The sequence below is a fragment of the Janthinobacterium sp. genome, assembly GCF_009923995.1.
In the GTDB taxonomy this organism is placed as follows: domain Bacteria; phylum Pseudomonadota; class Gammaproteobacteria; order Burkholderiales; family Burkholderiaceae_D; genus Janthinobacterium.
Genome location: NZ_RFSK01000065.1, coordinates 18,060 through 31,662, shown reverse-complemented (window position 1 = coordinate 31,662; position 13,603 = coordinate 18,060). Strand labels below are relative to the sequence as shown.

The window sequence follows — 13,603 nt, the reverse complement described above, 5'->3', positions numbered from 1 at the left end:
CGGAACAAGCTTGTTCCGCCTGTTGTTGATCTGGCACAAATTAGAGCTTGATATCAAATATTGCCGTATGGACATATTTGGCTTGCATGCGTAGACTTGTCGGTCTGATGATCGCGCCGCCTTCCTGGCGGCGCCCTGACTAGAAAGTCTTGCACAATGAATATGGCGAAGTTGTCGGTGCATGGGGACGACCCCACGCTCAGCTCCATCCTCGAAGTCTTGCCCACGGACCCGGAGCGGCAATGGCGCAAGGGCGAGCCGAAGGCGGGCGGCCGCGTCTACCTCGATTCCGGCTTTGAAGTGGTGATCGCGCAGGCGGCCAAGTCGCAAGTGCTGCCTTCGCGCGTGCGCAGCTACCTGGCGGAATGCCGCTCGCGCGGCGTGACGTTCACCATGCCGCGCATCGTTGCGGAACTGCAACTGGAGCTGAATGGCGACGACACGGTCGACGCTCCCCTCGACCTGACCCTGGCCGACATGCAGCACCTGACGGAAATGGGCATCAGCCTGAGCCTGGTGACGCGCGCCGCGGCCTGAATCCGTGTGACAGCTCAAAAAAATGGCCGCCCTGAACAGGCGGCCATTTTTCGTCACGGTTCGTCGATCTCGACGGTGATCATATTGTCGTCCGGCTTGCGGTCGATCAATTTGTTGTCGGGATCGATGCCCGCCTTGCCGGGCCGGCTGCCTACGATGACGGTATAGCTCGCTTCGCGCGCCGTCATGCGCTGGCGTTCGCGCAGCAGCGGATGGCCATTCGCATCGTCGACGCCGATCTCGATCAGGTCGTGCAGCGGCGCTTCCTGTTCTTCGCCCTGCGCCCCTGCCGTCAATTTGCTGGCCTGCACCTTCACGGTGACGGCGTACTTGCCATCGCTGCGTTTCGTCGCCGTGGCCGACAGGGCGCGGTTGTCGAACAGCACGATTTTTTCGAACAGGTCGTCGATCAGGTAAGCCTGCTCGGGCGGCGTGACCTGGCGCAGGCCGCTTATCAGGGCCGTTACGCTGGCATAGGGCGGGCCTTGCTGGCCATAGGTCTTGAGCAGGTCGCGCAGCACGCCGTTGACCTTGTCCTCGCCGATGATGTCCTGCAGCAAGTACATGGCCAGGCTGCCCTTGTGGTAATGGATGTAGTCCTGGTTTTCATTGTCGGCCAGCGGCAGTTCCTGCCGGCGCTCCTCGCTGCGCCCCATCAGGTATTGATTCAGGTCATAGTGCAGGAAGCGGCGCATCCTGGACGGTCCCACGTTTTTCTTCATCACCATCAGGGCCGAGTACTCGGCCAGCGTTTCGCTGAGCACGGTGGCGCCCCGCGTGTTGCCGCCCACCAGTTGATGCGCCCACCACTGGTGCGCCACTTCATGCGCCGTGATGTAGAACGGATAATCGAGGTCCTTCGGATTGCGGTCGTCGACCCTGGCGATGAAGCCCAGCCCTTCCGAATACGGGATGGTATTCGGGAACGACTGCGCATAGGTGGCGTAGCGGGGGAATTCGACGATGCGCAGGATTTTGTGCTGGTAGGGGCCGAAGTTCTTCGTGTAGTACTCGAGCGCTTCCTTGCTGCCGCGCACGAAGCGGTCCAGGTTGAATTCATGGCCCGGGTGGTAATACACGTCGATGGCCACGTCTTGCCAGCGCTCGTGCCTGACGGCGTAGCGGGCCGACTGGAACGAGTAGAAGTTCAGGATGGGCTGGTCCATCGTGTAATGGAAATAATGGCGGCCATTGGCGATCCAGTCGTTGTCCAGCATGCCCGGCGCGATGGCCGTCTGGCCGTCGACGGTGCTGACGGTGGCGTCGAAACGGATGCGGTCGGCGTCGTTGCTGACGTAATTGTCGGCCAGCCCCCGCGCATCGTCGCGCGGCAGGGCGCGCGCGCGGGGCGGCAAGCCGTGTTTCTTGCGGTCGCGCGGGTCCGTCAGTTCCAGCTGGGGCTGGTAGCCTATGTGCGGCAGCACGGCATTCGTGAAGAAAGTGCCGTTGGCCACGACGGGCGTGTCCTGGCCCAGGCCGAAGATGCCGCGCGGCGCATAGGAAATATCGAAATCGAGGCCCAGGGTGGCGCCCGGCGCCAGCGGCGCGGCCAGGCGGTAGCGGTAAAAGCCCAGTTTGCCGTCATCGAGGCCGGGATGCACGCGCGCATCGAAGCGCAGGCGCATGGTGGCCGTGGGGTCTTGCTGCACAAAAATGTGGCTGATGGGCAAGCTGGTCTTGTTCTGCAGCTCGTAGCGGCCCTTCACGGCCAGGCTGCGCTGCCCCGGATGGATGGCCACGTCGAGTTTCACGTCGGTGATTCTCGGTTGCGGCGTGGCGGCGAACTTGCGGTACTGGCGCTCGAAGCTGGCCCGGTCCGCGTCGCGGGCGAATTCGGACTTGTAGTCGTTGGCCACGTGGAAGGTATAGAACAGCACGGCGCCGGCGCCCGTGAAGATCAGGGCGCCGATGGCAAAGCTGGCCAGCACGCCCTGCGTCAGGCCATGGCGCGCCAGGCGCAGGCGGATGCGCCAGCTGTCCTGCGCGCCGCGGGGCCAGAACAGCAGCGCCAGCACCGTCAGCATGATGGCCGCGCCGCTCCAGTACAGCAAATACCAGCGCTCGCGCACCGCATAGTGGCCGGCGCCGTTCATGGCCGAATACACGACGTCCGGTATCTTGGCGTACAGCAACAGCGGATCGCCCAGGCCCAGCGAGGCAAAGCTGATCCGGGCGATGTAGTACAGAATCATGGCGAAATACGCCAGGTACTTGTGATTGATCACGACCTGCAGGAAGATGGCCAGCACGGCGATGAGCGCGTAATACGGCAGCTGCGACAGGAACAGCGATTCGATATACAGGCCCGGGTCGAGGCGGTAATAGCCCTTGAAGACCTGGATCGACATGCCGCACAGCATGATGACCAGACTCAGCAAGGCTTGCAGGCCGACCAGCGCGAACAGCTTCGACAGCAGGGGCAGCCAGTTCGGCACGGGCAGGGCGTCGAGCATCAGCCAGGTGCCCGCTTCCCGTTCGCGCCACACCAGTTCGCCCGCATAGAAGGTGGTAATGACCAGCATGAACAGGGCGAACGAGGAGCTGACCATCTCCAGCACCTTTTCCGTCACGGGATAGGTATTCGTGCCGTAGATGGAACCCATGTCCAGCGCGCCCGCATACATGGTCAGCACGCCGGCCAGCACGATGACGACAAAATAGATGTTCTTGATGGTTTCGCGCAGGTTCAGCCAGCTCATCTTGAGGAGCAGGGCGGCCAGGCTGCGCTGCGCGAAGTCCGGCGTTTCCTGCGTGTCCAGGGAGGCGTGCGACAGGCGCAGGGGGGCGTCGCCGTCGCTGCGGCGCTTGGCGGCGCCCGCGTCCGTCGTCGCGTGGAACTGGAAGCGCCAGTAGCCGAGCAGCAAGGCGACGAGGGCGAAGCCGGACCAGATGGCGCGGTTCAGCAGGTACACGCCTTCGAGGGTCACCAGGCGCGTGTTGCGCTCCGCATTCGGCCAGTATTCCGTCAGGCGTATCAATGCCGTCGTGCCGAAGGGGTCGATCAGGGCGGCCAGCGTCTTGTAGTCGAGGTCGCGCGCCAGCGACGGCGCCACCAGGTAGCCGATCAGCATGACTACCGAGCTGATGTACACGGGCAGCATGCGCCGCGTGAGGGCGGCGATGACGAAGAAGATGGCGCCGAAGATGAACAGGTTCGGCAGCAGGGTAAACACGTAGGGCATCAGGTAGGCCAGCACGCGCTGCGGCCCCAGCCGTTCCGGATCGATGCCGGGCAGCCAGGCGCCCAGCCAGGCGCCGATGACGATACTGGAAAACACGACGGCCAGCACCAGCCAGGCGCCGAGGAAGCGGCCGAATACGTACTGGTATTTCTTGATCGGCGCGCTGAAGAAGAAGTGCTGCATGCCGTACTCGAAATCCTGCTGCACCGAGCGGCCCATCATGGCGGCCACCACCACGGCGCCGAAGCAGCCCAGCAGGCTGCACGTGAACGCCAGCGAACGGGGCGCGTTGATCAGGAACTTGCCGCCGAAACTGATGCTCGCTTCCTTGAAGACGCCGCCGGCGGCCGCCATCCACAGCATGGCCAGGGCCAGGAACATGGCGAAATACACCCAGGTGGACAGCAGCTTGAGCCGCTGCCACGCTTCGAAGCGGGCGATGGCAAACATGGCTGCCTCCTCAGTCGCACTGCGGGGCGACGCGGTGGCGCCCCGCAATGGTGGCGAAATACAGGTCTTCCAGGTCGCCGATGGCTTCCTCGAAGCCGTCGCCCGGGTCGTCGTCGCTGTACACGTGGATCAGGGTGCGCCCCGACAGCAAGCGCGTGGAAATGACGGCATGGCGCTGCTGGAAGTTGGCCAGTTCCTTCTTGTCGACGAAGCGCGCCCAGATCTTGCAGCTGACTTCGTCGATGAGTTCCTGGGTCTTGCCGCACAGCAGCAAATGTCCCTTGTTGATGATGGCCATGTTGGCACACAGGTCGGCCACGTCGGAGACGATGTGGGTGGACAGGATCACCGTCTTGTCTTCGCCGATGTCGGACAGCAAATTGTGGAAGCGCACGCGCTCCTGCGGGTCGAGGCCGGCCGTCGGCTCGTCGACGATGATGAGCTTGGGGTCGCCCAGCAGGGCCTGGGCGATGCCGAAGCGCTGGCGCATGCCGCCGGAAAAGCCGCCCAGGCGCTGGTGGCGCACGTCGAACAGATTGGTTTGCTGCAACAGGCCGTCGACCACTTCACGCCGCCGCGCCCGCTGCGACAGGCCTTTCAGGGTGGCGAAGTGGTCCAGCAGCTCGTAGGCCGTCACTTTCGGGTACAGGCCGAAGTCCTGCGGCAGGTAGCCCAGCAGGCGGCGCACCTCGTCCTTGTCGTCGAGCACGTCATAGTCGCCGAAGAAGACCGAGCCGGAATCGCATTCCTGCAGGGTGGCCAGGGTACGCATCAGGGTCGACTTGCCGGCGCCGTTCGGCCCCAGCAGGCCAAACATGCCTGGCGGGATCGTCAGCGAAACATTGTCCAGCGCCACCACGCCATTCGCGTAGGTCTTCGACAATTTGCGGATCTGCAATTCCATACAACTCCTTGCTCATGCTGTTGCAGCCCCGCGCTGCGGGACTTCTCTATGCTGGCATTGTATTGAATTTAAGACGTGCTGGGCAGTTGCATGCGATGCACGGCATTTTCGCGTGCCCAGAGTGCAGTTGGACGGGGTGGGCGGCGCGCCGGCGGCCGGGGCAGATTGCCCCGCTGGCGCGCCGCCTGCGTGTTAGTTACGGAACAGCACCGACTCCCGGTTAAACCACCAGCGGCACAGCATCAGCAGGGCGCCGGCGATGACGGTGGTCGAGGCGAGGATCACGCCGAACATGCGGTAATCCATGGTGCCCTTGACCAGTTCCTTCATGGCCAGCGACACGTTGGTCAGCGGCACCATGGCCCAGATCCAGTTCAGCTCGACGCCGGGCAGCATGGCCGTCACCGTGGGCAGGATGACGAACAGCATCAGCGGCGTGATCATGCCGGCCGCTTCCTTGTAGCTTTTCGCATAGATCGAGATCGACAGCAGCAGCGAGGCGAAGATGGCGGCCGTCGGCACCAGCATCAGCGTGACCATGGCCAGGTCCGGCAAGCCGATGCTGTGCACCAGGATGGCCATGTGGCCTTCCAGCGAGCTGCCGAAGATGGCCAGCAGGATGCCCATGCTGCCCACCATCAGCACGGCGGACGTCATGCCGACGGTAAACAGCACGAGGAACTTGGCCAGCACGATGGCGCTGCGCGGCACGGGCGCCAGCAGCAGGGTTTCCAGCGTGCCCCGCTCCTTTTCGCCCGCGCCCAGGTCGATGGCCGGGTACATGGCCGCCGTCAGGCACACCATCAGCAGCAGGTACGGCACCATGCCGCCGATGATGGCGCCCATCTGCTCGCGCTCGTTGGCCGTCGATTTCTTGTCGAGCACGATGGGATTGAGGGCAAAGGCCAGCTGGGCGGGACTCAGGTTCAGGGTCGACAGGGCGCCTTCGCGCAGCCCCGCGTTGTAGGCGTCGACGATTTCACGCACCCGCTGGTGCGTCACGTCCACGGAGCTGGCGCTGTTGTAGTGCAGCGTGACCTTGGCCTGTTCCTGTTGCTTCAACGTATCTTCAAAATGGGGCGGGATGACCACGGCGAACTTGATGGTGTCGTCGCCGATGGCGCGGCGGATTTCCGCCTCGCTGGCCAGCGGCACTTCGCGCAGGTTGTGCTGCTGCGCAAAACGCGCGCTCAAGCCCGGCGAATGGTCCTTGCCGAACAGGGCATAGCGCATTTCCGCCGTCTTGGCATTCTTGAACATATTGTTTGAAACATAAGCGAAGCCGCCAAAGATCAGCGGCATGGCAAAGATGGGGATGAGGATGGTGAAGATCAGCGTCTTGCGGTCGCGCGTGAGTTCCAGCAACTCTTTCAGATAAATGGTCCACATGGCATCACGCTCCCTGGTTGATGACGCTGACGAAGGCGTCGTACAAGTCCGCGCTGCCGCCCAGATGGCGCAGCGCGTCGATGGTGCCGTTGAAGGCGGTCGTGCCGCGGTTGATGATGCAGACCCGGTCGCACAGCTTTTCCACCTCGTGCAGGTGGTGCGTGGAAAAGATCAGCGGCACGCGCAGGGCCTTGTAGCTGGCGATGAAGTCGAGCAGGATCTTGGCCGACATCACGTCCAGGCCCGTGGTGGGTTCGTCGAGGATGACCACCTGCGGCTCGTGCACGACGGTGCGGGCGATGGCGCACTTCTGTTTCATGCCCGTCGACAACTGATCGGCCCGCTTGCCGCCGTATTCCTCCATCTGCAGCAGGGAAAACAGCTCGTCGCAGCGGCGTTTCAGCTTGTCGGCCGGCATGCCGTGCAGGCGGCCAAAGTATTCCACGTTCTCGCGCGCCGTCAGGCGGCCATACAGGCCCGTCGAGCCGGACAGGAAGCCGATGCTCTGGCGCGCCACCAGCGGCTGCTGCAGCACGTCGACGCCATTGACGAGGGCGCTGCCCGCATCGGCCTGCAAGGCCGTCGACAGCAGGCGCAGGGTGGTGGTCTTGCCGGCGCCATTCGGCCCCAGCAAGCCCAGCACTTCGCCGGGGGCGCAGCTGAAACTGACGTCGCGCACGGCATGGAACCAGCCGTCGTGTTCGCGTGGATCACTGATGTGCACGGCCTTGCCCTTGTGGGGCGGCATGCGGAAACGTTTTGCCAGGTGCTTGACCTCAATCATGTGCATCATCCATTCGACAGGGAGGAGCTAGAGTAGCATGTAAAAAATGTAACTTGCAAGATGGAAATATCGTTTGATCTATTGAAAAAAACAGCATCTTCATGCAAGCTGGCCCGGTGGGCGCCGGCGGACGGCGCGGGAGAGGGCAATGCAAACGATCGATCAGGCGATGCAGGACAAGGTACTGGCCGTGGCGCGCGCCGGCATGACCAGCGCCGAAGCCATCGGTTTCTTCCGCGTCAGCCTGGGCCTGTACTACCTGGCCGGCCTGATGACGGAGGAAACCCTCGATTTCAAGCAGATCGACGCGCAGTACAACCGTTTCATCTACCACTCGCTAGGCGGCGGGCACAGCATCGCCAGCGTGCTGCAATTCATGAGCGGGGAGAAAGTCTTGCGCGTGCTGCAGTCGGAACGCTTCCTCGCCGCGTTTGCCGAGTACTGTCCGGACATTCCCGTCGACAGCATTTCCTTCCTGATTTCACTGAACCTGGGCGTGGCGAAAAGCCTGTCCGGCCTCGACGCCGTCGGCCCCGTGGTGGACTGGATCGAGCAGGAAAAAGCGCGCACAGGTCAATAAAGCCCCGTTCGCCCTGCGCGCTGCATGGGTACGCCTGGCCGCGATGGTCCTATAATTCATGTTTTCCCTTACATGAATAGCCACGATGAGCGCGAACCGTTACTTTGACCCCCTGGATCGTTTGATTGTCGGCGCCGACAAGGCCTTGCGCGTCATCGCGGGCGTGGCCTCCGCCTCGCGCCCTTCGCCGGCCGCGCACGCGCCCGATGCGGCACTGAGCCCGGCCGAGCAGCGCCACAGCGCCGGCTTGATGCGCGTCAACCATGTCGGCGAAGTCTGCGCGCAAGCCCTGTACAACTCGCAGGCCCGTTATGCGCACAGCGCCGCCATCCGCGCCCAGTTCGACGAGGCGGGCCGCGAAGAGGAAGACCACCTGGCCTGGACGGCGCAGCGCCTGACGGAGCTGGGCTCGCGTCTGAGCCTGCTCAATCCCCTGTGGTATGCGGGGTCGTTTGCGCTGGGCACCATCGCCGCGCGCATGGGCGACGGCCGCAGCCTGGGTTTTGTCGTGGAAACGGAGCGCCAGGTGGAAGCGCACCTGGCCAGTCACCTGCAGGAATTGCCGCCGCAGGATGCGAAATCGCGCGCCATCGTCAAGCAGATGGCCATCGATGAAGTGGAACACGGCGCCGCCGCCCAGCGACTGGGCGCCATCGACACCCCGGCGCCGGTCAAAGCGCTGATGGGACTGATGGGGAAAGTCATGACCAAGACGGCGTACTACATCTAGACGCCGAAAAGAGCCGGGGTCAGGCCAACGCTTGGCGCACACGCAAATGCCGGGGCCGCCCCCTCAGGGGCCGACCCCGGCATTTCGTCGTTGGGGATAGGGATTATTCTTCAATAATTTCAAACGAGTGCGTGATTTCTGCCGTTTTCGCCAGCATGATCGACGCCGAGCAATATTTGTCATGCGACAAGGCCACGGCCCGTTCCACGGCCGTCGGTTTCAGGGACTTGCCCCGCACGGTGAAGTGGAAGTGGATCTTGGTGAACACTTTCGGATCGGTCTCGGCGCGGTCGGCCTTCAGGGTCACTTCGCAGCCACTGACGGCTTCGCGGCCCCGTTTCAGGATCAGCACCACGTCATAGGCGGTGCAGCCGCCCGTGCCCAGCAAGACCATTTCCATGGGGCGCGGCGCCAGGTTGTGGCCGCCGCCGTCGGGCGCGCCATCCATGGTCACCAGGTGGCCGGAACCCGTTTCTGCCCGAAAACTCATGCCCGACGGGCCATTCCAGCTGACTTTGCATTCCATCGTACTCTCCGAAAATTGTAAGCGTTTTGTATTGTAATAGAGGAATGCCCATCCAGGTGCCGCCCGCGGGCCCGCAGCCGGCCTGCATTGCGGCTTGACTCGGCAGGGCAAAGCCGCTTATACTTGTCGGCTTTCCGTTCGCTCAGGAAAAGTAAATAAGGCAGAGTCCGTACAGCAACATAGTCGGAACCACCATTTGAGCGTGTAATCTATTAGGAAGTCAACATGAAAACATTTTCCGCTAAAGGACATGAAGTCCAGCGCGATTGGTTCGTGGTTGACGCGACGGACAAAGTCCTCGGACGTGTTGCCAGCGAAGTGGCACTCCGACTGCGCGGCAAACACAAACCAGAATTTACTCCTCACGTCGATACCGGCGACTTCATCGTCGTCATCAACGCAGGCAAACTGCGTGTGACCGGTACCAAAGCTACTGAGAAAATTTACTACCGTCACTCTGGCTATCCAGGCGGCATCTACGAAACCAACTTCCAGAAAATGCAACAGCGTTTTCCAGGTCGCGCGCTTGAGAAAGCGGTCAAGGGCATGCTGCCTAAAGGCCCACTCGGCTACGCAATGATCAAGAAGCTGAAAGTGTACGCGGAAGGTTCCCATCCGCACGCTGCTCAGCAACCTAAAGCACTTGTTCTCTAAGGAACTGACATGATCGGTAATTACAATTATGGAACCGGCCGTCGCAAAAGTGCAGTGGCTCGGGTTTTTATCAAAGTTGGCACAGGCTTGATCGTTGTTAACGGCAAACCAGCAAACGAATACTTTTCGCGCGAAACGGGTCTGATGGTCATCCGTCAACCACTGGAACTGACCGGCAATGTCGAGCGTTTCGACATCAAAGTCAACGTCCATGGCGGCGGTGAGTCGGGCCAGGCTGGTGCAGTTCGTCACGGCATCACCCGCGCTCTGATCGACTACGATGCAGCGCTGAAACCGGAACTGGCAAAAGCCGGCTTCGTGACCCGCGATGCACGTGAAGTCGAGCGTAAAAAAGTTGGTCTGCGCAAAGCACGTCGCGCAAAGCAATTCTCGAAGCGTTAATTTTTACGCTGCAGCACCTTCCCGGTGCTGTGCGAAAAGCCGCTGGACTTTCGGTCCCGCGGCTTTTTTGCATTTCAGCGTGACTTGGCGTTGCGCTGTAAAATACGCGGAAATCCCATGGGGAGCGTCTCCCCTCCATCTCTATGCAGTCTATACACAAGGAAAGAACATGATCAAAGTTGGCATCGTCGGCGGCACTGGATACACGGGCGTGGAATTGCTGCGTTTGCTGGCAACCCATCCGGATGTCGAGTTGACGGCGATTACGTCGCGCAAGGAAGATGGCTTGCCCGTTGCTGACATGTATCCTTCCCTGCGCGGCCACGTGAACCTGGCGTTTTCCTCGCCCGAGAAAGCCAACCTGGAGCAGTGCGACGTCGTCTTCTTTGCCACGCCGCACGGTGTTGCGATGGCGCAAGCCCCAGCCCTGCTGGCCGCCGGCGTGAAAGTCATCGACCTGGCCGCCGACTTCCGCCTGAAAGACCAGGCCAAGTTCGAGCAGTGGTACAAGATTCCCCACACGGCGCCCGAGCTGATCGAACAGGCCGTGTACGGCTTGCCGGAGCTGAACCGCGAAGACATCAAGCAAGCGAAGCTGATCGCCAACCCCGGCTGCTACCCGACCACCATGCAGCTGGGCTTTTACCCGCTGCTCAAGGCGGGCCTCGTCAACGCGGGCGGCCTGATCGCCGACTGCAAGTCGGGCGTGTCCGGCGCCGGCCGCAAGGCGGAAATCGGCATCCTGTTCTCGGAAAGCAGCGACAGCTTCAAGGCCTACGGCGTGGCCGGCCACCGCCACCTGCCGGAAACGACGGCGCAGCTGCAGCGCTTCACGGACGACAAGGTGGCGCTGACCTTCACGCCCCACCTGGTGCCGATGATCCGCGGCATGCATTCGACCCTGTATGCGCAGCTGAACAAGGACGTCAGCAATGACGAGCTGCAAGCCTTGTTCGAAGCGCAATACAAGGATGAGCCTTTCGTCGACGTGATGCCCTTCGGCTCGCATCCGGAGACCCGCTCCACGCGCGGCTCGAACATGCTGCGCCTGGCCCTGCACCGTCCGGAAGGCGGCAATACCGTCATCGTGCTGGTGGTACAGGATAACCTGGTCAAGGGCGCATCGGGCCAGGCCGTGCAGTGCATGAACTTGATGTTTGGTTTGAAAGAAACGGCCGGTTTGCAACACATCGCCGTGATGCCTTAAAAATAGGCACGGGTGCTTGCGCGGGTCCGGCGCGTTTTTGCCGGACCTGTGCTAAATTGGACTGCCACGTACCCCCATAGGATGACGTTCATGTTCGAGCGCAACGCGAAAAACCCCATCGATACCCTGATCGGCGCCTCGACGCGGATCGAGGGCGACTTGCTGTTTTGCGGCGGCCTGCGCATCGATGGCCATGTGCGCGGCAACGTCACGGGCGAAGCCGGCGACCCCACCTACGTGGTGCTGGGCGAGGCGGGGCGCATCGACGGCGAGGTGCGCTGCTCCAGCCTGGTCGTCAGCGGCGAGATCAACGGCCCCGTGTACGTGTCCGAAATGCTTGAAATCCAGCCGAAAGCCCGCATTGTAGGAGAGGTCTACTACAAGGTGCTGGAAATGCACAGCGGCGCATTGGTGCAGGGTAAGCTCAGCCGCCATGAAAGCGCCGACCCCGTGCTGCACCTGGCCGTGTCTGAAATGTGATCCAGAACAACAGTGGCTGCTGGCGCCGAGGGCTGGCAGAGCGCGACTTGCGCCAACAGTCTATAATGAGTTAATGTTTTCTAGTAGGAGTGTCCGATATGAATGCCGTCGCTGAAATGCAAGATGTGATCCCTTCACCCATTATCTTTACCGATAGCGCCGCCGAGAAAGTCGCGCAGCTGATCGAAGAAGAAGGCAATCCCGACCTGAAATTGCGCGTCTTCGTGCAAGGCGGCGGCTGCTCGGGTTTCCAGTATGGCTTCACCTTCGACGAAATCGTCAATGAAGATGACACCACCATGGTCAAGAACGGCGTCCAGCTGTTGATCGATTCCATGAGCTACCAGTACCTGGTCGGTGCGGAAATCGACTACAAGGATGACCTGGAAGGCGCCCAGTTCGTGATCAAAAACCCGACCGCGACGTCCACCTGCGGTTGCGGTTCGTCCTTCTCCGTCTAAGCCGGAACACCTGAGAAAACGTCCATGGCGGCGTTGCATTGCCTAGCCGTACTATTCGTACTGTCGTCGGCAATGCGCCTTGCCCTGAACGTTTTTCAGGCGCGTCCGTTTATGGGCGCAGCTATCAAAATAGCGGATCGATGATCCGCTATTTGTGTTTCTACCTCTGCTCAACGCGGATACAGCGCCCCCAGCACCCGTAATCCCTGCGCGCCCGTCACGGCCGGCAAGTTGCCCGGCTTGCGCTGGGTGAAACGCCAGGCCAGCCAGGCGAAGGCCAGCGCTTCGACCTGGCTGGGCGCCACGCCCAAGGCGTCCGTCGATGCCACTGCCATGCCCGGCAGTTCCCGCGCCAGGGCCGCCATCAGGCTGGCATTCTGCGCGCCGCCGCCGCACACATACACGGTTTCCGCCTGCGCCCCGTCGCGCGCGATGGCCTGCGCCAGGCTGGCGGCCGTCAGCTGCGTCAGCGTCGCTTGCACGTCGGCGGGGCTGGCGCCGGGGTGGCTGGCCAGCTTGCTGTTGAGCCAATCGGCGTGAAACAGGTCGCGCCCCGTGCTTTTGGGCGCCGGCAAGTCAAAATACGCTTCATCGAGCAAGTCCGCCAGCAGGGCAGGCACGGCCTTGCCCGTGGCGGCCCAGGCGCCGTCGGCATCGTAGGGCTGGCCCAGGTGCTGCAGCACCCAGCCATCCATCAGTGCGTTGCCGGGACCCGTGTCGTAGCCCGTCACCGTGCCGTCCGCGTGCAGCACGCTGATGTTGCTGATGCCGCCGATGTTGGCCAGCACGCGCGTGTGGCCCGGCGCATTGAAAATGGCCTGGTGAAAGGCGGGCACCAGTGGCGCGCCCTGACCACCGGCCGCCACGTCGCGGCTGCGCAGGTCGGCAATGACGTCGATACCCGTCAGTTCGGCCAGCAGGGCCGGGTTGTTCAGCTGGCGCGTAAAGCCCAGTTCGGGACGGTGGCGGATGGTCTGGCCATGCGCGCCGATGGCGGCGATGGCATCGGCACCGATGCCCGCATTGCTCAGCAGCATGGCGACGCAGTTCGCGTAATGGCGCACGAGCGCATTGGCGGCCAGTGCTTCGCGTTCGATTTCATTCTGGCCGGCACTTTGCAGCGCCATCAGGTCGGCGCGCAGGCTGGCGGGAAAGGGAATGTAGGCATCGCCCAGGCTGCGCACGCTGCCGTCGTCGGCAAAGTCGACCAGTGCGCCGTCGACGCCATCGAGGCTGGTGCCCGACATTAAACCGATATACAGCATGGAAACTCCTTGAGGCGGGAAGGGAAGGTGTTGATTGTGCCGCATTTGGGGC

14 protein-coding genes are annotated in these 13,603 nt (G+C 62.3%); 8 read left to right on the top strand and 6 right to left on the bottom strand.

Annotated features, from left to right (window positions below):
* Positions 1–162 precede the first annotated feature (162 nt).
* Positions 163–537, top strand: a complete 375-nt coding sequence (locus tag EBS11_RS23830; protein WP_290607137.1) for a hypothetical protein — start codon at positions 163–165, stop codon at positions 535–537.
* A 53-nt stretch (positions 538–590) separates the two neighbouring features.
* On the opposite strand, the gene EBS11_RS23825 is transcribed toward EBS11_RS23830, so the two are convergent.
* The 4 genes from EBS11_RS23825 to EBS11_RS23810 form a co-directional block, all read right to left on the bottom strand.
* Complete coding sequence (locus tag EBS11_RS23825; RefSeq protein WP_290607135.1) at positions 591–4,169, bottom strand: ABC transporter permease; 3,579 nt, start codon at positions 4,167–4,169, stop codon at positions 591–593.
* Between the two features lie 10 nt (positions 4,170–4,179).
* Positions 4,180–5,073, bottom strand: coding sequence for an ABC transporter ATP-binding protein (locus tag EBS11_RS23820; protein ID WP_290607133.1), 894 nt, complete (start codon positions 5,071–5,073; stop codon positions 4,180–4,182).
* Positions 5,074–5,265: 192 nt separating this feature from the next.
* Positions 5,266–6,462, bottom strand: a complete 1,197-nt coding sequence (locus tag EBS11_RS23815) for an ABC transporter permease (protein ID WP_290607131.1) — start codon at positions 6,460–6,462, stop codon at positions 5,266–5,268.
* Positions 6,463–6,466: 4 nt separating this feature from the next.
* Complete coding sequence (locus EBS11_RS23810; RefSeq protein ID WP_290607129.1) at positions 6,467–7,246, bottom strand: ATP-binding cassette domain-containing protein; 780 nt, start codon at positions 7,244–7,246, stop codon at positions 6,467–6,469.
* A gap of 148 nt (positions 7,247–7,394) precedes the next feature.
* Here EBS11_RS23810 and EBS11_RS23805 point away from each other — a divergent pair, with 148 nt between their 5' ends.
* Complete coding sequence (locus tag EBS11_RS23805; protein ID WP_290607127.1) at positions 7,395–7,826, top strand: hypothetical protein; 432 nt, start codon at positions 7,395–7,397, stop codon at positions 7,824–7,826.
* 85 nt (positions 7,827–7,911) lie between these two features.
* Positions 7,912–8,556 (top strand): 2-polyprenyl-3-methyl-6-methoxy-1,4-benzoquinone monooxygenase, encoded by a 645-nt coding sequence (coq7, locus tag EBS11_RS23800; protein ID WP_290607125.1) that lies wholly within the window; start codon positions 7,912–7,914, stop codon positions 8,554–8,556.
* Positions 8,557–8,659: 103 nt separating this feature from the next.
* On the opposite strand, the gene EBS11_RS23795 is transcribed toward coq7, so the two are convergent.
* Positions 8,660–9,082, bottom strand: coding sequence for an OsmC family protein (locus EBS11_RS23795; RefSeq protein WP_131376562.1), 423 nt, complete (start codon positions 9,080–9,082; stop codon positions 8,660–8,662).
* Between the two features lie 225 nt (positions 9,083–9,307).
* Here EBS11_RS23795 and rplM point away from each other — a divergent pair, with 225 nt between their 5' ends.
* The 5 genes from rplM (at position 9,308) to erpA (ending at position 12,286) form a co-directional block, all read left to right on the top strand.
* Positions 9,308–9,736 carry a 50S ribosomal protein L13 gene (rplM, locus tag EBS11_RS23790; protein WP_010393282.1) on the top strand — a complete coding sequence of 143 codons (429 nt, stop codon included), beginning with the start codon at positions 9,308–9,310 and terminating at the stop codon, positions 9,734–9,736.
* A 9-nt stretch (positions 9,737–9,745) separates the two neighbouring features.
* Positions 9,746–10,138 (top strand): 30S ribosomal protein S9, encoded by a 393-nt coding sequence (gene rpsI / locus EBS11_RS23785; protein ID WP_010393285.1) that lies wholly within the window; start codon positions 9,746–9,748, stop codon positions 10,136–10,138.
* 169 nt (positions 10,139–10,307) lie between these two features.
* Entirely contained in the window at positions 10,308–11,345 is a 1,038-nt protein-coding gene (gene argC / locus EBS11_RS23780) for an N-acetyl-gamma-glutamyl-phosphate reductase (protein ID WP_290607121.1), read from the top strand.
* A 90-nt stretch (positions 11,346–11,435) separates the two neighbouring features.
* On the top strand, positions 11,436–11,825 hold the full coding sequence (locus tag EBS11_RS23775) for a polymer-forming cytoskeletal protein (protein WP_290607119.1): 390 nt from the start codon (positions 11,436–11,438) through the stop codon (positions 11,823–11,825).
* Positions 11,826–11,923: 98 nt separating this feature from the next.
* Entirely contained in the window at positions 11,924–12,286 is a 363-nt protein-coding gene (gene erpA / locus EBS11_RS23770) for an iron-sulfur cluster insertion protein ErpA (RefSeq protein ID WP_029496047.1), read from the top strand.
* A gap of 170 nt (positions 12,287–12,456) precedes the next feature.
* Here erpA and EBS11_RS23765 read toward each other — a convergent pair whose 3' ends face one another.
* Positions 12,457–13,551 carry an anhydro-N-acetylmuramic acid kinase gene (locus tag EBS11_RS23765; RefSeq protein ID WP_290607115.1) on the bottom strand — a complete coding sequence of 365 codons (1,095 nt, stop codon included), beginning with the start codon at positions 13,549–13,551 and terminating at the stop codon, positions 12,457–12,459.
* Positions 13,552–13,603: the final 52 nt, after the last annotated feature.